At 74.6% G+C, this 22,443-nt stretch carries 17 protein-coding genes; 8 read left to right on the top strand and 9 right to left on the bottom strand.

The genetic code is table 11. The features are described from left to right. Window positions 1-83: 83 nt before the first annotated feature. Window positions 84-1,430 (bottom strand): serine/threonine-protein kinase, encoded by a 1,347-nt coding sequence (locus WMF43_RS36335; protein ID WP_437671839.1) that lies wholly within the window; start codon window positions 1,428-1,430, stop codon window positions 84-86. A 411-nt stretch (window positions 1,431-1,841) separates the two neighbouring features. Between WMF43_RS36335 and WMF43_RS36330 the strand changes: the two genes are divergently transcribed. Further along, window positions 1,842-3,131 carry a hypothetical protein gene (locus WMF43_RS36330; protein ID WP_437671837.1) on the top strand — a complete coding sequence of 430 codons (1,290 nt, stop codon included), beginning with the start codon at window positions 1,842-1,844 and terminating at the stop codon, window positions 3,129-3,131. Beyond that, complete coding sequence (locus WMF43_RS36325; protein WP_437671835.1) at window positions 3,128-4,825, top strand: SBBP repeat-containing protein; 1,698 nt, start codon at window positions 3,128-3,130, stop codon at window positions 4,823-4,825. Before WMF43_RS36330 ends, WMF43_RS36325 begins: the two co-directional genes overlap by 4 nt. 16 nt (window positions 4,826-4,841) lie before the next feature. On the opposite strand, the gene WMF43_RS36320 is transcribed toward WMF43_RS36325, so the two are convergent. The 3 genes from WMF43_RS36320 to WMF43_RS36310 all read right to left on the bottom strand — a co-directional run bounded on the left by WMF43_RS36320 (window position 4,842) and on the right by WMF43_RS36310 (window position 8,323). Then, entirely contained in the window at window positions 4,842-6,407 is a 1,566-nt protein-coding gene (locus WMF43_RS36320; RefSeq protein ID WP_437671833.1) for a dipeptidyl-peptidase 3 family protein, read from the bottom strand. A gap of 84 nt (window positions 6,408-6,491) precedes the next feature. After that, on the bottom strand, window positions 6,492-7,421 hold the full coding sequence (locus WMF43_RS36315; protein ID WP_437671831.1) for an SDR family oxidoreductase: 930 nt from the start codon (window positions 7,419-7,421) through the stop codon (window positions 6,492-6,494). After that, complete coding sequence (locus WMF43_RS36310; protein ID WP_437671830.1) at window positions 7,418-8,323, bottom strand: lysophospholipid acyltransferase family protein; 906 nt, start codon at window positions 8,321-8,323, stop codon at window positions 7,418-7,420. Before WMF43_RS36310 ends, WMF43_RS36315 begins: the two co-directional genes overlap by 4 nt. A gap of 477 nt (window positions 8,324-8,800) precedes the next feature. On the opposite strand from WMF43_RS36310, the gene WMF43_RS36305 reads away from it, so the two are divergent. Then, window positions 8,801-9,271, top strand: coding sequence for an N-acetyltransferase family protein (locus tag WMF43_RS36305; RefSeq protein WP_437671828.1), 471 nt, complete (start codon window positions 8,801-8,803; stop codon window positions 9,269-9,271). On the opposite strand, the gene WMF43_RS36300 is transcribed toward WMF43_RS36305, so the two are convergent. From WMF43_RS36300 to WMF43_RS36290, 3 genes are all read right to left on the bottom strand, one after another. Then, window positions 9,238-9,558, bottom strand: a complete 321-nt coding sequence (locus WMF43_RS36300; RefSeq protein ID WP_437671826.1) for a hypothetical protein — start codon at window positions 9,556-9,558, stop codon at window positions 9,238-9,240. The two genes, WMF43_RS36305 and WMF43_RS36300, sit on opposite strands and share 34 nt — an antisense overlap. Window positions 9,559-10,229: 671 nt before the next feature. Beyond that, window positions 10,230-12,041: a protein kinase domain-containing protein gene (locus WMF43_RS36295; protein WP_437671824.1), complete on the bottom strand. Its 1,812-nt coding sequence runs from the start codon at window positions 12,039-12,041 to the stop codon at window positions 10,230-10,232. Window positions 12,042-12,313: 272 nt separating this feature from the next. Next, window positions 12,314-14,203, bottom strand: coding sequence for a radical SAM protein (locus WMF43_RS36290; RefSeq protein WP_437671822.1), 1,890 nt, complete (start codon window positions 14,201-14,203; stop codon window positions 12,314-12,316). A 161-nt stretch (window positions 14,204-14,364) separates the two neighbouring features. Here WMF43_RS36290 and WMF43_RS36285 point away from each other — a divergent pair, with 161 nt between their 5' ends. The 4 genes from WMF43_RS36285 (at window position 14,365) to WMF43_RS36270 (ending at window position 18,731) form a co-directional block, all read left to right on the top strand. Then, the gene (locus tag WMF43_RS36285; protein ID WP_437671820.1) at window positions 14,365-16,572 is read left to right on the top strand and encodes a HEAT repeat domain-containing protein; all 2,208 of its coding nucleotides are present in this window, start codon (window positions 14,365-14,367) and stop codon (window positions 16,570-16,572) included. Continuing rightward, entirely contained in the window at window positions 16,569-16,916 is a 348-nt protein-coding gene (xseB, locus tag WMF43_RS36280; protein WP_437671818.1) for an exodeoxyribonuclease VII small subunit, read from the top strand. Before WMF43_RS36285 ends, xseB begins: the two co-directional genes overlap by 4 nt. Before the next feature lie 16 nt (window positions 16,917-16,932). Next, complete coding sequence (locus WMF43_RS36275) at window positions 16,933-17,661, top strand: competence/damage-inducible protein A (RefSeq protein WP_437671816.1); 729 nt, start codon at window positions 16,933-16,935, stop codon at window positions 17,659-17,661. A gap of 254 nt (window positions 17,662-17,915) precedes the next feature. Further along, entirely contained in the window at window positions 17,916-18,731 is an 816-nt protein-coding gene (locus WMF43_RS36270) for a JAB domain-containing protein (RefSeq protein ID WP_437671814.1), read from the top strand. Here the strand turns inward: WMF43_RS36270 and WMF43_RS36265 are convergent. Continuing rightward, window positions 18,728-19,975 (bottom strand): tetratricopeptide repeat protein, encoded by a 1,248-nt coding sequence (locus tag WMF43_RS36265; RefSeq protein ID WP_437671812.1) that lies wholly within the window; start codon window positions 19,973-19,975, stop codon window positions 18,728-18,730. The genes WMF43_RS36270 and WMF43_RS36265 overlap by 4 nt on opposite strands. Before the next feature lie 50 nt (window positions 19,976-20,025). Beyond that, on the bottom strand, window positions 20,026-20,745 hold the full coding sequence (locus tag WMF43_RS36260) for a DUF4347 domain-containing protein (RefSeq protein WP_437671810.1): 720 nt from the start codon (window positions 20,743-20,745) through the stop codon (window positions 20,026-20,028). A gap of 222 nt (window positions 20,746-20,967) precedes the next feature. Here WMF43_RS36260 and WMF43_RS36255 point away from each other — a divergent pair, with 222 nt between their 5' ends. Next, a complete protein-coding gene (locus tag WMF43_RS36255) occupies window positions 20,968-22,305 on the top strand; it encodes a Stp1/IreP family PP2C-type Ser/Thr phosphatase (protein WP_437671808.1) in 1,338 nt (445 codons plus the stop codon). Window positions 22,306-22,443 lie beyond the last annotated feature (138 nt).

Here is a 22,443-nt window from a genome sequence, read left to right as displayed (position 1 = left end):
TTCCTCGAGCGCGGCGGCGGGCCCCGGCGGCCTCCGCGCGCCGCCGGTCGGCTGGTAGCGACGCGCAGCGACGCGGCGCGACGCTAGAACCCGGGATCGCGGAACTTGGCGCGCCGGGTGTCGGTCGGCGATCGCGCCGGCGGCGCGGCCGGGCTCGCGCTCGCGCTGGGGGCGGCGGTCGGCGGCTCCGCGGGCGACGTGGAGGGCGCCGGCGTCCCCGTCGGCGCCGGCGCGGGCGCGGCCGCGCGCTCGTCGCCGGCGGTGCTCCGCGGCGCCGGCTCCTCCGCGGGGAACGTCCCCGCCGGCACGATCACGCCCGGCGCGGCGGGCCCCTCGCCGAGGCCGATCCACAGCAGCGTCGCCGCCCCGAGCAGCGCGCCCGAGGCCACGAGCGCCGCGGCGGTCGCGATCGTCCGGGCGCGGCGGCGCGGATCCAGGCGGGAGGGCGACCGTCCCGGCGCCCTGCCGTCCGCCGCCCGCAGCGCGTCCTCGATCACGGTCGCGCGCCGCGCGCTGCGCGACGCGAGCGCGTCGCGGATGTACGCGGTGACCTCCTCGCCGCGGCCGCCGAGGGTCGCGTTCACCGCCTCCAGCGCGTCGGCCAGCTCGGCCATCGTCGCGAACCGCTCGGCGGGATCCTTGGCGAGCGCGCGCAGCACCGCGGCCTCGAGCGCGGGCGGGTAGTCGGCGACGAGCGAGCTCGGCGGATCGACCGGCTCGGGGCGGGCGATGCGCGCCATCGTCGCGAGGTCGTGGCTCGCGGCGAAGGGGTGCGTGCCCGTCGTCAGCTGGTAGAGCACGATCCCGAGCGCGAAGATGTCGGAGCGCCGGTCGAGGTCGTCGCTGTAGACCTGCTCGGGCGCCATGAAGAGGATCTTGCCCTTCATGTGGCCGGTGTTCGTCGTCGGGTTGTCCGCCTGGGCCACCGCCTTGGCCACGCCGAAATCCGCGATCTTCACCGAGCCGTCGCGCGTGATCAGGATGTTGTGCGGCGAGACGTCGCGGTGCACGAGCCCGACCAGCGCGCCGCCCTCGTCGCGGAGCTCGTGCGCCGCGTGCAGCCCCCGCGCGGCCTCGATCGCGATCCGCACCGCGACGGGCAGCGGGAGCGGCCTGCCCTGCTTCCGGGCGCTGCCGCCGAGCAGCGCCACCAGGGCGTCGCCGTCGATCCACTCCATCACGAAGTAGAGCACCCCGCTCTGCTCACCCTGGTCCAGGATCGCACACACGTTGGGGTGCTTGATCCGGGACGCGATCCGAGACTCGGTGAGGAACATGCGCTTGCAGCGGGGATCGCTGGAGAGCGCCGGCAGCATCGTCTTGACTGCCACGATCCTGTCGCCCGCCGGGCCGCCGCGCTCCCGGGCGGCCCACACGGTGCCCATTCCGCCCTGTGCGATCGCGATCAGCAGCTCATAGCGGCCGAGCATCTGGCCTGGCACAAGATCGACGGGCGGTATCACAGCTCGTACCTGCGACTCCTGTGTCGTTGTGAATCCGACCATGCTGAATGTCTCATGGAGCGATCATCCGGCCTAACGGCGGCGCGATTGTGCGATAAGGTACGCGATGGGGGCGTGGCGACGTGCGTTCGTGCGTTACGGAGGCGTGACGAGGTGCGCAACGCGGTGCGCGACAGGGGATGCGACCCACTGGGCGACACGGCGTCCGCACAGCGACCACACGGGGCACCGGGCGATGCAGAAGCGTTCCAGGATCGGACGCCAATCTCAAACATTTTTCCTGTTGTCGAGACTCATGCTGCATGACTACCGTTAGTTTGCCTCTATTGCTGCATTGGGAAGGGGGCGTGGTTGGAGCATCGGATCACCATCGGCGGAGTGGTATTCTTCGCCATGGTCGGCGTCGGTCCGGCTGCGCTCGCCGATGAGGCTCCGAGGGGCGCCGAGGCCGCGTCGCCCGCGGGCGCGCCGCCGGCCGTCGCGCCGCCCGCGAGCGCGCCGCCCATCAGCGCGCCGCTCGCCGTCGCGCCGTCCGCCAGCGAGCCGCTCGCCGTCGCGCCGCGCGCGAGCGCGTCGCCCTCAAGCGCGTCGCCCGCCGGCGCGTTGTCCGCCGGCGCGTCGCCCGCCGGCGCGTCGCCCGCCGGCGCGTCGCCCGCCGGCGCGCTGAACAACAGCGGGGCCGGCAGCGCGGCGCCGGCCGCGCCCCGGAACCCGAGCGCCGCGGAGCTCGCGTCCGCGCGGCGCCTCTTCGCGCTCGGCCTCGCGGCCGAGGATCAAGGCCGCTGGGCCGAAGCGCTGGAGACCTACGAGCGCATCCGCAAGATCGTCGTGTCGCCGCCGCTCTGGTACCACCTCGGCGTCTGCCACGAGGCGCTCGGCCACGTCGTCGAGGCGCTCAACGCGTTCGAGCTCGCCCAGTCCAGCGCGGCCGCGCGGAAGGAGCTCGCGCTGGCCGCGGAGTCGCGGTCGCGCATCGAGAAGCTCCGCACCAAGACGTCGCAGATCGTCCTGCGCCTGCCCGACGACGCGACCGACGTGCGCGTCGAGATCGACGGCGAGCCGATCCACCCGGCGCTCGTCGGGGCGGCCATCCTCGTGACGCCGGGGGAGCGGCGCGTCTCCGCGCGGGCCGAGAACTACGCGGAGCGGTTCGAGGCCACGGTGCGCGCCGAGACGGGCGCGGTCCTTGAGCTCCGCGCCGAGCTCGGTCGCAAGCGGCCGCCGGTCGCCTCGCGGCCGCTCGCGCCGCTGCGCGCCGCCCCGCCGCGTGATCCCGCGCCGGGGCCGCTCCTCGCGCCGGAGATCGTCGCGGGGGCGGCGGCCACGCTCGCCGTGGGCGCCGTGATCACCGGCGCCCTCGCGTACGACGCGCGGCAGCTCTACCTCGAGAAGAACGCCCACCCGGCCCCGGGCTCGCGCGGCGAGCGGGAGGCGCTGCGCGATCGGGGGCAGGCCCTCGCCCTCACGAGCACGGCGCTCACCGGGGTCGCCCTGCTCGCGGGCGGCTACGCCACGTACCTCTTCTGGCCCTCCGCGCCGCCGCGCCTGAGCGCCCCGCGCGCGGCCGGGCGCCCGCCCGCGCCCGGCCCGACCGCCGCCGGGGCGACCGCGCTCTCACCGTGGGTCGGCCCCGCGGGCGCAGGCGTCGCCGTGCGGGGGTCGCTGTGAGCCGCGCGCGCCGCGCGGGAGCGAGCGCGCTCGCGGCGCTCGCCCTGGCCTGCACCAGCGCGGGCGCGTGTGTCTTCATCGCGCCCTTCCCCGAGCTCGCGCCGGATCCGCCCGGCGGGGGCGGCGGGGCAGGGGGCAGCGACGCCGGCACCGGCGGTGGCGGCGGCGGCGAGGGCCAGAGCAGCTGCGTCCCGCGCGCCCAGGCGGCCTGCTACGGCGGGCCCGAGGGCACCGCGGGCGTCGGCCGTTGCAGGGCCGGCGTCGCCACGTGCAACGACGACGGGACGGAGCTCGGCGCCTGCGACGGCGAGGTCCTGCCGGGCTTCGAGGGCTGCGCGGCGGGCGAGGACACGAACTGCGACGGGCGGACGGGGTGCACCGGCGCCCCCGTGCAGAGCGTCCCGCTCGGCGGCACCGGCGATCAGCGCGGCCTGGCCGTCGCCGTCGGCCAGAGGGGCGACGGCCACGACGACGTCCTCGTGGCCGGGCGGATCTCCGGCACCGCCGCCTTCGGCCAGGGGGTGTCGGAGGAGCTCGGGGAGATCGGCCACATGGACTGCTTCCTCGCCTCGTTCACCCCCGACCGGCGCTTCGGGTTCAGCCACCGCTTCGCCGATTGCGTCGCCCGGGGGCTCGCGATCGCGGGCAGCGACGTGGTGCTCGTGGGCAGCGCGTCCGGCGACGTCGACTTCGGCGGCGGCGCGCTCGCGGGCGGCGGCGACAGCGGCGAGGACGTCGTGATCGCGCGCTTCGACGCCGCCGGCCGGCACCTGTTCAGCCGGCGCTTCGGCGACGACGACAGCCAGTCCGCGGCGGCGGTCGCCGTGGACGCGGCGGGGAACGCGATCGTCACCGGCCGCTTCCGGGGCGCGCTCGATCTCGGCGAGCGCAGGGGCGGCGAGCGCGTCACCCTGGAGAGCCGCGGCGGCAGCGACGTGTTCCTCGCCAAGCTCGACGCAGAGGGCCAGCTCCTGTGGGCCAAGCAGCTCGGCGACGCCGAGCACCAGGAGGGCACCGGCGTCGCCGTCGACCGCGAGGGCAACATCCTCCTCGTCGGCTCGTTCGTCGGGACGATCGATCTCGTGGACGCGCAGATCCACGGCTTCGCGAAGTCCGACATGTTCATCGCGAAGCTCACCCCCGAGGGGGACTACGTCTGGGCCCTGACGGCGAGCGCGACCAACGCGGCCGAGGCGCACGGCGTGGCCGTGGACAGCATCGGCAACGTCTTCGTGACCGGCTCGTTCCGCGGGGCGGTCACCTTCGGCGAGCAGCTGCGCAGGAACGAGGGGGACGCGGACATCCTGCTCGTCCGGCTGGACGCGAACGGCGTCCCGCAGTGGACCCAGGCCTTCGGCGACTCGAGAGACCAGCAGGCCGCCTCGGTCGCGATCGACCTGGACGGCGACGTCGTGGTGACGGGCTCGTTCACGGGCAGCGTCGATTTCGAGGGGACGGCGCACCCGGGCGCGGGCGGCGTCGACGCGTTCGTGGTCAAGCTCGACCCGCAGGGCGTCCACCGCTGGTCGCGGTCGTTCGGCGACGCGCGCGATCAGGAGGGCGCCGCGGTGGCGGTGGACCTGCTCGGCAACAGCTGGGTGACCGGCCACTTCAGCGGCAGCATCGATCTCGGCAACGGCGCGCTCTCGAGCCTCGGCGCCGCCGACGCGTTCCTCGTGCAGATCGCGCCGTGAGCGCCGCGCCGCCGGCTCACTCGCCGGCGAGCGGGTAGATCGGCCGGAGGTCGATCGGGATCCCGGCGAGGCCGCCGAGCGCCTGCCGCATGGGCTCCGAGACGTCGCCGTACCTCGCGAGCAGCTCGCGGGCGGCCTGCTGGTCGCCGCGGTGCTGCACCAGGCAGAGATCGCGGACGAGGCGGGCGATCGCGGCCTCGAGCTCGGCGGTGTCCACGGCGAAGCGGCGGGACCCGGGGTCGAAGCGCGCGGCGCCCTCCTCCAGGAAGCGGTTGATCTGGAGCGCGGCGCCCTTGCCGTGCGCCTCGGCCACGCCGAAGCGGGTGCTCCGGAAGAGCCCGGCGAAGTACGAGACGAGGAGCTTCTCCCGGAAGCTCTCGGGGAAGTGGCCCCTCTGGATCATGAAGAGGACGTTGTAGGCGCCCATCGCGTCGGCCTTGGCCTCCTCGAGCGCGGCGTAGGTCGATCCGAGCGCGAGCCGCACCTCGACGCGCGCCCCCGCTGCGCCCGTGAAGGCCGGGCCCAGGCTGTGCGAGAGCTCGTGGAAGAGCGTCTCGTTGAAGAACGCCTCGGCCGACAGGTGCTCGAGCTGCGCCGGGTCGAGGATGCGCTCGGCGATGGGGCGCATGATCAGCTCGAACTTCGTCTCGATGACGTTGCGGAGCAGGACCTTCTTGGCCCCCTTCTCGGCGCGGACGCGCTCGTCGTTCGGGAGGTTGAACGCGATCGTCTGGACCGACTTGCGGGCGTCGCCGGCGCTGTAGACCAGGTCCACGACCCGGATCGGGCTCTCCCCGCCGCGCTCGGTCTTGACCTCGTCGGGGATGGGCAGGTTGCGCTCCATCTCCGGGAGGAGCTCCTTGTACCGGGAGAGCTTCCCCGAGGCCTCCGGATCGCTCACGGTGACGAACGACTCGAACGAGGCCTTGAGCCCGAGGAGCTCGTCCTCGTACGTCTCGTACGGGCCGATGGTGACCTCGACCTGGCTGTCGAGATCCATCCAGTCCTTGTCCGAGGCGTAATAATCGTCCGAGCGGAACGCCTCGGCCCGGGACCTCAAGAACCGCCGCAGGCTCTCGTTCTCGGTGAGCGCCGCCGCCTCCCCCAGGAGCGAGGCCGAAGGGCCGAGCCACGCCGCGTACGCCTCGCTGTACGGGACGGCGACGAGCCCGCCCTCGGCGCGGCGGATCAGCGTGAACAGGCTCTCGAACGCCTCCTTGTCGCCGGGGCGCTGCCGGATCCAGCCGTGAAACTCGTCGGCCGAGAGGTCCTCCGGGTAGAAGCCGGCGCCCGGGGGGCGGGGCCTGTCGACGGCGAAGGGGCGGTGGTGATCCTGCCTGTCCCAGGGGCCCCGCATGATGTCGAAATAGGCGAGCCGGTCGCGCCCCGCCGGGGTGCTGTCCGCGAGCAGCCGCTCGCGGATCTCGGGGTTCTCGGCGCACGCCTGGCGGTCGAAGATCGGGTCGAGTTGCCTCGACGCCTCGATGAGCTTGCCGAGCGCCTTCCGCTCCGCCTCCGGCAGCCGGCTGACGTCCGCGGTGAGCCTCGCCGGCGCGAACTGCTTGACCTTGTCGGACAACATCGGGACCTCCTCGGTGACAGCGTCGGTAACAGAGCCTGTGACGGCGTCGGTCGACGACGTCCGGCGAGCGCCGGACGGCCGGGATCAGCCCGTCTGGATCGGGTGCGCGTCGCGGTACTCGCGGATCGCCTGGGCCTCGTCGATGGCGTGCTTGAACCCGGTGGCGGCGCGGAACGCGGCGCTGTCGACGACGACGGGGTACTTGATGTGGGTGAGCGCCGCGCGCGGGAGCTTCGGCAGGCCGAAGCGGCCGAGCGCGTTGCGCAGCACGAACTCGGGGAGCGGCACCGCCATCCGCCCCGCCGCGCGGATGATGATCGACAGCGGCACGGGCTGCGGGCCGGCGACGTTGTAGACGCCGCGGATGCGCTTCTCGAGGGCGAGGCAGATGGCGGCCACGACGTCCTGCTCGTGCATGAACTGGAACAGCGGGTCGAACCCGAGCACGTACGGGACGTGCGACCCGCGGAGGAAGGTCGCCAGCGTGCCGTGCCCCGTCGGCCCGAGCGTGTAGCACATGCGGAGCACGGTCGTGCACAGCTCGGGCGCGCGCCAGAGCGCCGTGCAGGCGTAGAGATCGGCCGCGACGAGGTCGGCGAGCTCGGGGAAGGTGGAGACCGCCATCGGCGGATCCTCCTCGGTGTGGTAGAGCGGCGACTCGGGTCCAGCGCCGTAGTACGTGTGCCGGCCGACGAAGATCACGTGCTCGACCCCGCAGGCGCGGCTGTTGTCGAAGACGGTGCGCGTGCCGCCGAGGTTGATCCGATACCGCTCCTCCGTCTGCTCCACGAGGTGCGTCACGGTCGCCATGTGGATGACGGCCTGGGGTCGGGTCTTGCGAAACACGTCCTCGGCGGCGCGCTTGCGCAGATCCACGTCGTGCATCTCGATGCCGGCCGGGGCGGTCGGCCACGGGCGCCGGTCGATGCCGATCACCTCGTGCCCCTCGGCGAGCAGGCGCGTCGCGACCATACGGCCGAGCTGTCCGGTGATCCCGGGGATGAGGACCCTCACGCGCGCTCCTTCGAGGTGGCGGGCTCCGGCCTCGAGGAGGGGGGCCCCGGCTTCGAGGAGGCGGTCCCCGGCCGCGCGGCGCCGCGCAGGTCGGCGGCGAGCTGCCGTCGGCGCCGCTGCCGGCCGACCTCGATGAGCTCGGCGATCCTCGCCTTCACCTGCTCCACGTGGCCCATGATCACCTCGTCCTCCTCCGAGCCGGTCCCGGCGAAGCTCATCGGCTCCCCATAGGTGATCTCCAGCTGGACCGGCAGCGGCGCCGGGACGAGGTACGGCGTGATCGGGATGTAGGGCACCCCGAACAGCCGGCCGATCGCGTAGGAGTTGGCGATGGTGGGCACCGCCTCGCCGCCGCCGACGAAGCCGAACGGGATGATGGGCGTCCTCGTCTTGAGCGCCAGCCGGACGAACCCCGAGCCGAAATGCACGAGCGAGTTGCGCTCGCTGTAGAGCTTGGCCGTCCCCCGCGCGCCCTCCGGGAACACCATGAGCAGCCGCTCGTCCTCGAGCAGGCGGCTCGCGTGCTCGGGCAGCCCGGTGATATGCCCGGTGCGGCTCGACCAGAGCGAGGTGAACGGGAGGCGATTGATGAATTTCTCCGCCATCCCTTCGGCCAGCCGCGGCGGATCCATCGCGAAGAACATCGACGCGACCACCATGGCCCCGTCGATGGCGACGCCCCCCGAGTGGTTGCCGACGAGCATCGCCCGGCCCCGGCCCGGGACGTTCTCGAGGCCGCTCACGCCCACCGAGAAGTAATGGTGATAGAGGAAGTCCAGCAGCGTGAAGAAGAGGCCGAGGTGCTTCTGGGAGATGCCGTAAGGATCGACCCCGAAGCTGTTGAAAGGGATCTCCAGCCGCTGAACGCGCTGGGCAATCGAGTCGCTGACGAGCAGTGTCAAGGGTCACCCTCCGGAGGCTTCGGCGCCCGTTCGGCGCCCGGAGGGTACGCGCGATCGGGCGGGGAGCACAACCGCCGCCGGGGCAACACGCGGCGGCCCCCGCTCAGCCGGCGCGGCGCGTGCGGGCGCTGTCGGCGTGGGCGCGCGGGCGCTGCGCTGTCGGCGTGGCGCGCGCGGGCGCTGCCGGCGTGGGCGGAGGCTGCGCTAGGCACGGCCCGCCACGCGCCGTGCGCCGGGTCCCCGCGCCGCGCTCGGTGATCCCATCTCGAAACATAACGCGCCGCGGCGTCCTCGGGGCGCCTCTCCGCTCCGCGCGCCTCGGCCGCGCGTCGAGGTGAGGCCATTGAGCAGCCCCGCCGCCCGCGGTATGGGTCGAGCCATGTGGACCCGACGCTGCGCACCCGAGCTTCCCTGTCCGCCGTCCCCGCGCCGCGCGGAGGAAGGACTTTCCTGTAATACCGGTCAGGAGGTGGCCCTGTGACCGAGCTCGTCATCCGCCGGGCGACGCCCTCCGACGTCGAGGTGATCGCGGCGAACAACAGGGCGATGGCGCTCGAGACCGAGGGCAAGGTGCTGGACACCTCGGTCACCCTGCGCGGCGCCGCCGCCCTGATCGCCGACGAGGGCAAGGGGTTCTATCTGCTCGCCGAGCGCGGCGCGGAGGTCGCCGGGCAGCTGATGATCACCTATGAATGGAGTGACTGGAGAAACGGCATTTTCTGGTGGATTCAGTCCGTCTACGTGTCTCCCGCATCACGGCGCAGCGGCGTCTACCGCGCCCTTTACCGGCGGCTCCACGAGATGGCGGCGGAGGCGGGGAACGTATGCGGCATCCGCCTCTACGTGGAGACCTCGAACACGCGGGCGCAGGCGACCTATGTCGCGCTTGGAATGCAACGGTCCCATTACGAGCTCTACGAGCTCGATCTGCCCTTGCGCTCCTCCTGAGCTGCCCGGTTCTCCTGCTCCGGCGCGGGGGGCGTGACGGCGGGCATGTTGGGCCAGGATCCCTTCACGAGCGCGCGCATCGCGGCCGTCTTCAGCGCGACCTCGCCGGGATCGAGGAAGACGCCGAGCGCCTGGCGGACGTGGGGGAGCGAGCGGATGAGATCGGCCGGCGTCATCGATTCGGGCGGCGAGACCCCGATGCGCTCGCAGGAATCCTGGATGATCTTCCTGGCGAATGCGGGCGCGAGGCCGCAGCACTCGACCATCTGCTCGAACAGCGAGCGCATGAGCTGGTTCCCCCGAGGTAACGTCTGACGCGCGGCGCGCCTTTCACTTGGGCGAGCACCTGCCGGGCCCACCACAAGAATAGCCTGTCTCGTATGCCACGCTCGTGCGATAGCGACTCTCCATCTGCGGCAGGTCGCGAGGATGTAGGTGTCTCTCGGCGGCACCTTCAGCATGTGGGCGTGCTGCCGGGCGTCACGTCTCGGAGAGGATGCGGATGGCTGCCTCGTCGTCGGAGCGTTGGACGTGCTTCGGCGCCGGATCATGGGCCTCCGCGGAAGATCATGGGCCTGCCAGCGACGGGGGCTGAATCCGGTGGTGGTGGATATTGCCGCTAGTGCGGTACTTTCACGCTCCCGGCGGCGCGCCGGATCCTGGCGTTCTGGATGGCGTTTTCTTGCGGGCGCACGCCGGCGCTCGCCGGACAGAAGCCGAAGCGGCGCGCGGCGCTAGCAGAAGCGGCGGACGGCGCTCGGCGAGGTCCACGCGGCGCCGGCGAGGTCCACGCGGCGCCGGCGAGGTCCACGCGGCGCCTGGCGAGGTCCACGCGGCGGTCGCGCGGGCCTGCGGCGCGTGCGCGCCGGGGGAGTCCACTCGCGGCGGCCGCGCGGAGGACGCGCGGCGTGTCGCGAGGGGAGGCGAGGCCGCTCCCCTGCGCGACAGCGCGTGGAGCTCACAGATCTGTGGGCCTGTAGGGCGTTCGGGACGTCGTCCGCGGGGCGCCGCTCCGCGGCGGCGCCGGTGCCTTCGGCGCGGCGCTGCGGGCGGCCGGCGGGCGGGGTGCGGGCTTCGCTGTCGTCGTCCGCGACGCGGCGCCGGTCGCCGTCCGCGACGCGGCGCCGGTCGCGGGGCGCGCCGCGGCGCCGGTCGGCGTCCGTGTCGCGGCCCCGCCCGTCGTTCGTGGGGCCGACCCGCTCGCGGTGCGCGTCTCGGGCCGGCTCGCCTTGGGCTTCGCGACCCCGGAGAGCGGGGCCGGGACGGGGCTCGGTCGCGGCGTCGCGTTCACCGCCGGCTGGAGGGCCGCGGCGGCCGAGGGCGCGGCGGCCGAGGGCGCAGGGGGCGTCGGCGGCGCCGCCGCGCCGTTCGCGGCGGGGGCAGGGGCCTGGGCGGATCCGCCGGGCTGCGCCGGCGCGTCCACCTGGACCAGCGAGCTGTCCGCCACGGCCGCCGGCAGGAGCGACGCGCTCGCCGCGGCAGGGCCGCTCTCCGCGGCTTCCCGCGCGGCGGGCTCGCGCGCGCCGACCGCGAAGAAGGCCCCCAGCCCGAGCACGGCCACGAGGGCGCCGGCGATCGCGCCCCGTCGCACGGCGCTGTGCCGGTGGGACGCGGCCTCGGAGACGACGACGTCGAGACCCGGCGCGCTCGCCTCGAAGCCCGCGGCCCCGGCCCGGAGGGCCCGCTGGCTCGGCGGCAGGCGCTGGCTCGGCGGCAGGCGCTGGCTCGGCGGCAGGCGCTGGCTCGGCGGCAGGCGCTGGCTCGGCGGCGGGGCCTGGCCCTGCGTCGAGCGCTGGCTCTGCGGCGAGCGCAGCGACCTCGGCGCGGAGCTCGAGGACGGACCGTTGCGCACGCTCATGGGCCCCGCGATCTGCTCCGGCGGCACGTGCAGGCCGAGCTCCTTGATGAGCGCCTCCACCGCCCGGGGGGACGAAACGGCCAGGCCCGGCGTGTGCGCGGCCGCGTGCTCCAGGGCGTCGGCGAACTCGGCCGCGGTCGGGAAGCGCTCGCCCGGATCCGCGCGCAGCGCGCGCAGGCAGATCGCGTCGATCGCGGCCGGGACCTCCGGCGCCACCGCCCGCGGCCCGGCGGGCGGGCCGTCGAGGATCTGCGCGAGCAGCGCGCCGTCGTTGTCCGCCTTGAACAGGCGCTGCTCCGTGAGCATCTCCCAGAACACCACGCCGGCCGAGTACACGTCGCTGCGGCGATCGACCGGCTGCCCGCGGATCTGCTCGGGGGCCATGTACGCGAGCTTGCCCTTGAGGGCGTTGCCGTGCGTCGAGACGAGCCTCGACTCGGCGCGCGCCACGCCGAAGTCCGTGATGCGCGCGACGCCGTCGGCGCCGACGAGCACGTTCTGCGGCGAGACGTCGCGGTGCACGAGGTGGAGCGGCTCGCCGCTCGAGCCGGTGAGCTCGTGCGCGGCGTGGAGGCCCGCGAGCACGTCGAGGAAGATGCGGAGCGCGACCCCGAGCGGGAGGGGCCGCTTCGCCCGCGCGCACGTGCGGAGGAGCAGGTGCAGCGACGGGCCCTCGATGTACTCCATCACGAGGAACAGCGGGTCCTCGACCAGGTCGAACGTCGCGACGACGTTCGGGTGGCGCACCCGCGCCGCCAGGCGCGCCTCGTCGAGGAACATCGCGACGAACTCGGGCTCCGCCGCGATGTGCGGGTGCATCATCTTCAGGGCGACGAGGCGCTCGAAGCCGCCGGCGCCGACGGACCGACCCAGATACACCGTGGCCATGCCGCCCGACGCGATGGCTCGCACGGTCTCATAGCGCCCCGCGTGCAAGGTCACGTGGCGAGACTACACCATGAGAGGTGCGTTCTCCACGAGTCCCGCGCAGAACGGCGCGGACGCGTGCCCAGGATGAAAATCATGTTCGGTCTTCCGATGTGAGGCTTAGTACGACCGTCGGCGGGCGATCTCGCCGGCGCGGCGCCGCGGCCGCGCGGGCCGACGCGTCTTTACGGAACTTCACGGAATCTGACAGGACTGACGGGAGGACACGCGCGCAGAGGGCGCTCGGCTCAGCGCGATCAGCTCACGATCGGCAGCCGCCTGGCCGGCCGCGCGCGGGCGCCGCCCTGCGCGCGCTCGCGGAGCGCAAGGTCATGCTCCACGATGGTAAGGGGATTGTCGTAGGCCGGTAGAGGAAGATCCTTATTCTTTGCATACACGGGGTGCCGGCCGTGCTTCTTGTACCACTCCGCCACCGTGGCGTTCGCCTTCATCTTCTCGAGGATGTTCCGCCACCCGGCGCCGGTGTTGTACGCGCAAAAGCTGATCTCGCCGAGCTGCGTTCCGTACGGAATGATGCACATCTCGGTGCGGCGAAAGTCGTAGTTGAACAGGTCCTGAAACCACATGCCCGCGACGAACAGGATCCGCCACTCGTACTCGCGGGCGTCGCCCTCGCCGGCGTGCGCCGCGCCCGTCTGACTCATGAACTGCTTCACCAGCGTGGCGAGGTTGAAGCCCGCCGGCGCCTTCTCGGGCCGGTAATGGCGCAGCAGCGCGGCGACGACCTGGGCCTTCGTGAACGCGCGCCCGCGCCCGGCGTCGAAGATCGCGCGCAGATCGGCGAGCAGACCCTCGACATCGATGAAGTCGAGCAGAGGGACCATCTGCTTGGTTTTCTTGTGGACGAAGAGCACGGTCCCGATCCCGCAGTTCGGGTGACAGCCGCAGTTGATCTGTCCCCAGTCGCGATCGGGGCCGTCGAGCAGGTCGGTCACGTCGCCGAAGGGGCTGAGCGCGGACAGGGGGAACCAGTCGCGGAGCGGGTGGGTCACGCCGGTCTGCCGGGCGACGTCGTGCGCGAGGTGGCTCAGCGTGTAGCGCTGCTTCTCGCGCAGCTCGTCGGAGATGTCCTCGTCGCGGCCGGTGAAGCTCACCGGCTGGAAGCTCACGACCGTGATCTTGTCGGCGTTCTGGACCGCGAAGTCGATGATGGGGCCGACCTGATCGTTGTTGACGCCGTTGACGATGGTCACGACCAGGATGACGTCGATCCCGGCGGCCGAGAGCTCCTCGATGGCGCGCAGCTTCACGTCGTAGAGGTTCCCGATCTTCCGGTGGCCGTTGGCGGCGTTCGTCACGCCGTCGAACTGCAGGTACGCCATCCTGAGGCCCGCCTCCTTGGCCTTCTTGGCGAAGCCCGGCTCCTCCGCGAAGCGGATCCCGTTCGTGGCGCACTGCACCGCGAAGTAGCCCTTCTCGCGCGCGTACCGGATCGCGTCGAGGAAATGCGGGCTCAGCGTCGGCTCGCCCCCGGAGAACTGGATCGACATCTGGCGGCGCGGGCGCACGTCGGCCGCGTCGTCCAGGATCCGCGTGATGTCCTCCCAGGAGAGCTCGTGCACGTAGCCGACCTGATTGGCATCCATGAAGCACGGGTCGCACATCATGTTGCAACGGTTCGTGAGGTCGACCGTGAGCACCGCGCCGCGGCCGTACCGGATGGTGCTCGAGCCGTGGTTGTGGATCCGGTCCGGCGTCATCTCGACGTCGCGGCCGCCGAAGAGGCGCTCGATGCGGGCGAGGAACTCGGGGTCGATCGAGATCGTGTCCGAGAAGGAGCCGTGCTTCGGGCAGGTCTTCTCCATGACGACCCGCCCGCCCTGCGCGACGATGCGGGCGCGGATCTCCCCGGGCTTGTCGTGGATGAGCTTGGTCCAGTCCGCCTCGCCACTCAGGATCTCGGCGCGGGCCTCCTTGACGCACCGCGGGCACAGGCTGTCCGTCTCCCGGGGCCAGCCGAGCGGCGGCTTCGAGCGCTGGCGGCCCCGCGGGATCGGCTTGTCGCTCCACTTCGGGTGGAACGGCTCCGGCTCGGCCCCGAGCCGGGCCAGCTGCTGCAAGACCGGCCACGCCTTGTTCGCGGATACCGTGATGGCCTTTTCCAGTGTCCGTACCAGGTCGATCAAGCGTCACCTCATTCCACAGGCGCGGGGCGCCGCCACGCGGCCGCCCACCGTAGGTCGACGTAGCGCGCGCTTCCAACAAATTCCAGGCTCGCCGCGGCGCGCCGACGCGGGCTGGTCTAGTGACAGCGGGGCCTCGATCGCGGGATAGTGCGGCGGAGCGCATGCGATTCCCCGCTGGAACCCCTCGAGCCCTGGGCCTCGCCGCGGCGCTCGCGGCCGCCGCGATCGCCGGTCCGGCCGCGCCGCAGCCGCGCGCGGGAGGGAGCGCGCGCGCGGCTCAGGTCGCCGAGGCGCGCGGCGCCGCGCCGGCCGCCGCCGGGGCGGCGCCGCTGCGCGGGAGCCTGGGCGTGCCGGTCGCGGAGCGGCTGCTCTCGTCGGGCGACCCCGAGGCGCGGCTCCGCGGCATCGAGCGGCTCGGGACGATCGGCACCGAGGAGGCGGTGAGCGCGCTGCTCGCGGCGATCGAGCAGGGATCCCCGGCCGCGCGCGACCTCCGGGCGCGGCTCGAGGCGGCGCGGGCGCTCGCGCCGCACGCGCACCGCGACAACGTGCGGCAGGTCCTCACGCGCGAGCTCTCGGAGGGCGGCGCCTCCGCGCGCGGGGCGGCCGCGCCGCTCGGCGAGGTGCTGCGCGGCACGGCCGCCCTCGCGCTCGCCCGCGCCGGCGACAAGCGCGCGCTCGGCGCGCTCGCGGGCGCGATCGTGCAGGGCGGCGCCGCGGGCGAGGCGGCGGCGCGCGCGCTCCGGGCCTACCCGCCCGAGTCGCTCCAGCTGCTGCTCGGGGGCCGCAAGCGGATCGAGCCGGCGCTCGTCGGCTTCCTCGGCGAGCTCGGCGACCTGCGGGCGATCGAGGCGCTCAGGCCGATGCTCGAGGGCGGCGACCGCGCGGCGCAGGTGGCCGCGGCGCGCGCGCTCGCGCGGCTCGGCGACGAGGCGGCGCTCGCGAAGGCGCGCGCGTGGATCCGCAAGCCGGAGCCGCGGCTCCTCGAGGCGGCGGCCGAGATCCTCGTCTACCTGGGCGCGCCGGAGGCGCCGGACGCCGTGGCCGCGCTGCTCGGATCCGAGGCGGCGCGGCTCGAGGGGCTCAGGCTGGCCGAGCTCGCGCCCTCCGCGCGGCTCGCGACCGCGCTCGCGCGCGCGATCCCGCTGCTGCCGGAGGACGCGCGGCCGCGCGCGGTCGCGGCGCTCGGGCGCGCGGGCGGCGCGGAGGCGGCGCGGCAGCTGCGCGGGCTGATGGAGGGCGGCGCGCTCGCGACGGCGGCCGCGTTCGCGCTGGCGACGATGCCGGGGGCCGAGGCGCGGGCCGCGCTCGAGGCGGCGATCGAAGCGGCAATCGGGGCGGCGGCCAAGGGCCCGCGCGCCGCGAAGGACGGCGCGCTCCAGCGGCTCGCCCTGCGCGCCGGCGTCGTCCGCGCCCTCGCGCTGCGGGACCCGCCCGCGCCGCTCGAGGAGCGGCTCCTCGCCGCGCTCGCCGCGCCGCGGGGCTCCGCCGAGCGCGCCGTCGGGGCGTTCGGCGCCGTGGCGCTCGGCCTCCGCGGCGCGGGCGAGGTCGCGGGCGCGTGCGCCCCGGCGTCGTGCGACCGCGCGGCGGTCCACGCGGCGGCGCGCGGCGCGCTCGCGCGCGGCGACGCCGCCCTCGCCGAGCTCGCGCCGCTCTTCGAGGCGCTCGCCGCGCCCGGCGACCCCGGCGCGGCGCCCGACGCCGCGGCGATCTCGGCCGGCGTCGCGCTGCTCGCGGCGCCGCGCGGCGGCGGGCTCACGACGTCGCGGCTCGCCGCCCTGGCCGAGGCGGGCGGCCCGCTCTCACCGCTCGCGGCCCGCGCGCTCGCGGCCCGCGACGACGAGGTGATCCGCGGCAGGCTCAAGCGGCTGCTCGAGGGGAGCGACCCCGTGGTGCGCGCGCACGTCGCGCTCGGCCTCGGGGGCGACCCCATGCCCGACAGCGTCTCGCTCCTCGCGCGCGCCTACCGCTTCGAGGACGACCCGGCGGTGCGCCGCGCGATCGTCCGCGGGCTGTCCCGGCGCGCCGAGATGCAGCGCAGGCGCGTCCTCCAGCTGGCGCGCGATCTCGATCCGGACGACGGCGTGCGCGCGCTCGCCCGGTCCGCCCTCTCCGGCGCCGAGGCGCGGCCGCTCGAGCCGCCGCGCGCCGCGCTGGCCACCGGGGTGGTGTGGATCGCGATCGTCCCGAACGACCCGAGCGCGGCCGCGAGCGCGGCCTCCCGCGCGGCGCGGCTCGTCCGCCCGGATGGGCTGGCCGTCCCGGTCGTGGCGGACCCGGACGGCGTGCTCCTCGTGCCGGGGGTGCCGCCCGGGGTGAGCTCCGTCCTGCTTGCGCCGGCCGCACCCCCGGGGGACGCTGCGCCATGACGACGATGAGCGACGCGACGGACGAGGGCGAGGTGGGCGCGGGCGCGGGCGCGGAGCCGCGCGCGACGCCGGCGTCGGCTGCCGCCGGCGCGCCGGCGAGCGGCGATCCCGCCGCGGGCGCCGGCGCGCTCTCCTTCGAGGAGTCGACGCGCCGGCTCGCGAAGATCGTGGCGGAGCTCGAGGGCGGCGACCTGCCGCTCGAGCGCGCGCTCTCGCTCTTCGAGGAGGGCATCCGGCTGTCGCGGTCGGCGCAGGAGCGCCTCGACCGCGCGGAGAAGCGCGTCGAGGAGCTGCTCGGGATGGACGCCGACGGGCGGCCGGTGACGCGCGAGTTCGAGGGCTGAGCGGAGCAAGGTGGAGATGAGGACCGCAGCGGCGCTGATCATCGGCAACGAGCTGCTCAGCGGGAAGATCGCTGACGAGAACCTGGTCGTGCTCGCCGGCACCCTGCGCGCGCTCGGCGTGAAGCTTACGCGCGTGGTCATGGTGCTCGACGAGCTCGACGTGATCGCCGACGAGGTGCGGGCGCTCGCCGCGGCGTACGACTGGGTGTTCACGAGCGGCGGCGTGGGCCCGACGCACGACGACCTCACGATCGAGGGCGTCGCGCGCGCGTTCGGCGTGCCGGTGGTCAGCGCGCCGAACATCGAGCGCATGCTGCGGGAGTACTACGGCGAGCGGCTCACCGAGGGGCACCTGCTCATGGCCCGCGTCCCCGAGGGCGCGCGGCTCGTGACGGACGGCAGCGCGGCGTGGCCGGCGGTGGTGATGCGCAACGTGTGGATGCTGCCCGGCGTGCCGCAGATCTTCCGGGCGAAGCAGGCGCTCATCCAGGCGGAGCTCTCCGGCGGCACGCCGTTCGTCTCGCACGCGGTGTTCACGACGCTCGACGAGGGGCAGCTCAAGCCCATGCTCGACCGCGTGGTCGCGGCCCACCGCGACGTGGACATCGGCTCGTACCCCCGGTGGGCCGGCGTCGAGTACCGCACGAAGCTCACGTTCGACGGCCTCGTCGAGGCGAAGGTGCGCGCTGCGCGCGACGCCTTCGCCGAGAGCCTGCCGCCGGACACCATCGTCCGCGTCGAGTGAGCGGCGGTCACCCGCTTCGGATACGGGCCCATCTCGGCGTTTTCGGTGCTCAGCGCACAGGAGTGCGCTTGCGCGCCGAAAACGCCGATCTGGACCCGTCTCCTGTGCGGGTGACCGCCGCTCTGGAGGACGCGGCCCTGGCGGGCGCCAGGGCCGCCGCCGGTCCCGCCGCCGCGCCGGCGCGCGCCGGCGCGCGCCTCGCCCGGAGAGCGCGCGCGCTGCCGCCGGGCCCGACGCGTGCTTGTCGCCCGCGCATGAGCCTGTGGAAGAGCACCACGCTGCCGTCCGAACCTCTCCCCGACCCCGACCCGTACGCCGACGAGCCCTCGGCGCTCGCCGCGTTCGCCGGACCGCGGGAGCGCGCGCTCGAGGAGGGGATCTGGTCGCTCGGCGACGCCGACCTGCTCGCGATCGTGCTCGGCAGCGGCCTCGTCGGCACCCCGGTGACCCTCGTCTCGGCCGCGCTCCTCGCGCGCTTCTCCGGGCTGGAGGGGATCTCGAGGCTCGGCCCGCACGCGCTCGCCGAGCACCCCGGCCTCGGCCTCGCCAAGGCGCTCCGCATCGCCGCGTCGCTCGAGCTCGGGCGGCGCGCCTTCGAGCGCGCGGCGCGCCCGCGCCCTCCGGTGCGCTCCTCGGCCTCGATCGCGGCGTGGTGCGCGGCGCACCTCGGCCCGCTCGACCACGAGCAGATGTGGGTGATCTCCCTCGACGGCCGCAACGGGATGCGCGGGGCCCGCAGGGTCGCGCAGGGCGGCCTGCACGGGTGCTCGGTCGCGGCGCGGGACATCCTGCGCGCCGCGCTCGCGGACGCCGCGTCGGCGCTCGTGCTGGTGCACAACCACCCGAGCGGCGACCCCGCGCCCTCTCCGGAGGACATGCTCATGACGGACGCGGTCGTGGCGGCCGGCGACGTGGTCGGCGTGCCGCTCGTCGATCACATCATCCTCTCCCCGGACGGCCACTACGCCTCGCTGCACGACCTCGGGATGATCTCGCGCGGCGAGGCGAAGCCCGCGGCCGCCGAGCGCGCGCCCCTGCCGCGGCGCGCGCGCGCCTCGCGACGCGCCTAGACGCGCAGGCTGACGAGGAGGCCGTGGCGCTCGCCGCCGGGACGCTCCGCGGCGCCCGGCACGCTCGCGAACCGCAGCGTCGCGCCGCCCCAGTCGACCGAGGGGCTCCCGTGGAGCAGCGCCGCGTAGAGCGCGCTCGCCTGCGTCATCGGGCAGCCGAGCGCCTCGCGCAGGAACGTGAGCGACGCGCCGGTCGCGTAGTTCACCGGCGCCTGCCGCCCGTCCTCGGCGATCACCGTGACCTTGAAGACGTCGTCCTCGGACCGGGCGGCGCGATCCGGATCGGTGAGCGCGAGGTGCAGCGCCTCGATCACGCCGTCGCCCGGCGCGCCGCCGCCCCCGCGCGCGTCGAAGGTCGCGTACAGCTCGAGGAGCGGCGCCGCATAACGGACCACCCGGCGCGCCGCCGCCTCGCCCGCCGGCGCCGGCAGCGCGTCGCGGCGCCTGAGCTGCGCCTCCACGAACAGCGCCGACCGCGCGAGCTCCCGCTCCGTCTTGCCGAGCAGCCGGCGCGCGCGCATCTCGGCGAGCGCCCGCTCGAGCACCTCGCGGTTGTGCGCCGCCTTCTCGTGGGTCCGCTCGCGCGCGAGCAGCGCCTCGAGCTCGCGCAGCGCCTGCTCGTGCTCGCCGATCGACGCGAGCGCGTCGGCGAGCACGAGCCGCGCGTCGGCGAACGCCGGCGCCCGCCGCACCGCCTCGCGGTACGCCGCGATCGCCGCCGCGACGTCGCGGCGCGCCTCGTGCGCGAGCCCGAGCGCGAAGGCCGCGCGCCCGTCCTCCGGCGCCGCCTCGCACGCCCGCGCGAGCCAAAGGGTCGCCTCGTCGTAGCGCTGCCGGTCGTAGAGCAGGATCCCGAGCTCGCGCAGCGCGCGCGGGTCGGGCGGCTCGATCGCGGCGGCCTTCCGGAGCTCGGCGATCGCGTCGTCGAGCCGGCCGAGGTGGACGAGCGAGCGCGCGAGCGCGAGGCGCGCCTCGGTCGCGCCGCCGTCGAGGTCCACGCCGCGCGCGTCGTCCACGCCGCGCGGGTCGTCCACGCCGCGCGCGTCGTCCACGCCGCGCGCAAGCGCCCGCGCCGCGTCCGCCCAGCGCTCGACCGCCGCGTACGCCGCCCCGAGCGCGAGCCACGCCCCGCCGTCGCCCGGCGCGGCCGCGAGGTGCTCCTCCAGGCCGGCGATCCCGCCGCCCATGTCCCCGCGGCTCAGCAGATCGAGCGCGCGATCCCGCAGATCGTCCGGCGGCGCCATGGCGGCAGGGTACGCCGGCCCCCGCGGGCCGGTCGAGCGCCGGAGCGGCCTCAGAAACCGCGGGGAAGATCGCGCGCGAGGCACGTCACGGTGTTCGGCGCGGCGCGCGACGACCAGCTGGCGCCGTCCGGCGACCCGCCGGAGAAGCGCACGCCCTCGTGCGGATCCCACCCCGGCGCCTCGCCCGGGCGGAGCGAGTGCGTCCCGCTCTGATAGAAGCCGATGATGTGCGTGTGCCCCGCGACCCGGCAGCCGAGCCGGTCGGCGAGCGCCCGCGCGAAGTCCCGGCCGGTGTGGCCGAAGGCGCTGCAGCAGCGGAGCCACACGACCGCGTCCGGGCCCGCGAGCTCGCCCCGCAGGGCGGTCAGCGCGGCGTCGAGCGGGGAGCCCGGCCGGAGCGCCGCCCGGTCGAGGCGCGTCTCCCCGAGGCCCATGAACCCCCAGCCGCCGTGCCCCCAGGCCTGCAGCGACGCGATCTTGCGGCCGCGCTCACGCGCCGTGCGCGCCGCCCACGCGAGCCCCTCGGCCCAGCTCGCCGCGGCCAGCGACGCGTCCGCCGCGCCCGTGGCCCGGTGGAGGGCCGCGCCGGCGCGCCAGATCGGCGACAGCCCGAAGCTCGCCCCCGCCGTCCCGTTCGGATCCGCGGGCTCGCCGGCGGCGCGGCCCGCGCCCTCGCCCTGCCGCCGCGGGCCGCTCACCCAGAGGCCGCTGCCCCAGCCGACGTCGGTGGCATCGAAGAGGACGAGCCGCAGCGAGGTCTCGGTCTGCATTCTACGTGTTCCGAATGTACCGCCGCTCGCCGCTGCGGCCATGGCGTCCGATGCCCCACCCGCCCCCCGAGCGCCTCCCGCCGCCGCCGGCGCGTCCCCGGCGCGCGTGTCCTCCCCGGGACGCGGACGCACGGCGGAATGTCGCCCTGGTCGCGCCCAGTGCGCGGCGGGCGCAATCGCTAGTGATTTCCTCCCGCGCCCTCGGTTAGCCTGCCCGGACCGATGGGCCTGTCCGAAAACATCAGGTTTTATGCGGCCACGGATGTCGGCCGCATGCGGGACCACAACGAGGACAACTACCTCGTCGACAAGAAGCTCGCGCTCTTTGTGGTTGCCGACGGAATGGGCGGACACGCCGCGGGCGAGGTGGCGAGCGCCCTCGCCGTCCGGATCATCCACGAGGAGCTCAAGAAGGAGCGGGACCTCATCGAGAACCAGGCGCGCAGCAACGTGCGGCGCGCGGCGATGAAGGAGGTCCTCAGCCTGCTCGAGCACGCCGTGCAGCGCGCGTGCGCGCGGATCCACGAGGAGGCGAAGGCCGACGCGACCAAGCGCGGCATGGGCACGACGCTGTCGGCGCTCCTGATCGCGGGCTCGCACGGGTACATCGCCCACGTCGGCGACAGCCGCATCTACCTGCTCCGCGAGGGCCGCATCCAGCAGGTCACCGAGGACCACACCGTCTACAACGAGCTCATCAAGCGCGGCAAGCTCACCCGCGATCAGATCGAGAAGGTCGCGCAGAAGAACGCGATCACGCGCGCCGTCGGCGTGTACGAGCGCGTCGAGGTCGACACGCTCACGATCGAGGTGCTCCCGGGCGACCAGTTCCTGCTCGCGTCGGACGGGCTCCACGGCTACATCGCGCACACCGCCGAGCTCGAGCCGTTCTTCGAGGAGGAGAACGGCGAGGTCGCCGCGAACGGCCTCATCGATCTCGCGAACCGGAAGGGCGGCAAGGACAACATCACCGCCGTCCTCGTGCGGCTCGGCCAGGGCGATCACCGCGACAGCGTGCGCGCCCGGCTGCTCGCGCTGAAGCGCGACGTGCTCGCGAAGATGCCGCTCTTCGCGCGCCTGCACGAGCGCGAGATGCTCCGCGTGATGCAGGTGGCCGAGGTGCTCTCGTTCGAGCCCGGCCAGGTGGTGGTCCGCGAGGGCGACCGCGGCGACGAGCTGTTCATCGTGCTCTCGGGCCTCGTCCGCATCGTGCGCGGCGACGCCGTGCTGAGCGAGGTCGGCCCGGGCGAGCACTTCGGCGAGATGGCCCTCATCCGGAGCATGCCGCGCTCCGCCACGGTCTCGGCCGTGGAGCAGAGCGAGCTCATCGCCGTCCGGCGCGCGGACTTCTTCGAGATCCTCCGCAAGGAGCACGAGCTCGCCGTCAAGCTGCTCTGGCAGTTCCTCGGCGTGCTCGCCGACCGGCTCGACCAGACGTCGCGCGACCTGACCACCGCCCGCGAGGAGCTCGCCGCGGAGGACATCACGAGCGAGATCTTCCCGGACAGCGAGGAGGGCAAGAGCCCCTTCGCGCCGGAGGAGCGCCCGCAGGCGCGGTGATCCGCGCCGCCGCCCCGCCGCGCGGAGCGGCCGGGCATGCGGGACGGAGCGCGGGCGGCACGCAGGCGGCGTGCAGCGTGAGTCCCCGGCGATCGATTCGCGGATTGACACCCTCCTACCCCGGCCGGTAGCGTCCGT

It is taken from the genome of Sorangium sp. So ce131 (genome assembly GCF_051519095.1).
GTDB lineage: Bacteria > Myxococcota_A > Polyangia > Polyangiales > Polyangiaceae > Sorangium.
This window is presented reverse-complemented; position numbering and strand designations above follow the sequence as displayed.

What these genes read in the sequence shown, in the direction of transcription:
- WMF43_RS36255 (WP_437671808.1), top strand. Translation starts at nt 20,968, where the DNA reads ATGGGCCTGTCCGAAAACATCAGGTTTTATGCGGCCACGGATGTCGGC.
- WMF43_RS36320 (WP_437671833.1), bottom strand. Translation starts at nt 6,407, where the DNA reads ATGTTGTCCGACAAGGTCAAGCAGTTCGCGCCGGCGAGGCTCACCGCG.
- WMF43_RS36335 (WP_437671839.1), bottom strand. Translation starts at nt 1,430, where the DNA reads ATGCTCGGCCGCTATGAGCTGCTGATCGCGATCGCACAGGGCGGAATG.
- xseB (WP_437671818.1), top strand. Translation starts at nt 16,569, where the DNA reads ATGACGACGATGAGCGACGCGACGGACGAGGGCGAGGTGGGCGCGGGC.
- WMF43_RS36285 (WP_437671820.1), top strand. Translation starts at nt 14,365, where the DNA reads ATGCGATTCCCCGCTGGAACCCCTCGAGCCCTGGGCCTCGCCGCGGCG.
- WMF43_RS36300 (WP_437671826.1), bottom strand. Translation starts at nt 9,558, where the DNA reads ATGCGCTCGCTGTTCGAGCAGATGGTCGAGTGCTGCGGCCTCGCGCCC.
- WMF43_RS36265 (WP_437671812.1), bottom strand. Translation starts at nt 19,975, where the DNA reads ATGGCGCCGCCGGACGATCTGCGGGATCGCGCGCTCGATCTGCTGAGC.
- WMF43_RS36270 (WP_437671814.1), top strand. Translation starts at nt 17,916, where the DNA reads ATGAGCCTGTGGAAGAGCACCACGCTGCCGTCCGAACCTCTCCCCGAC.
- WMF43_RS36275 (WP_437671816.1), top strand. Translation starts at nt 16,933, where the DNA reads ATGAGGACCGCAGCGGCGCTGATCATCGGCAACGAGCTGCTCAGCGGG.
- WMF43_RS36260 (WP_437671810.1), bottom strand. Translation starts at nt 20,745, where the DNA reads ATGCAGACCGAGACCTCGCTGCGGCTCGTCCTCTTCGATGCCACCGAC.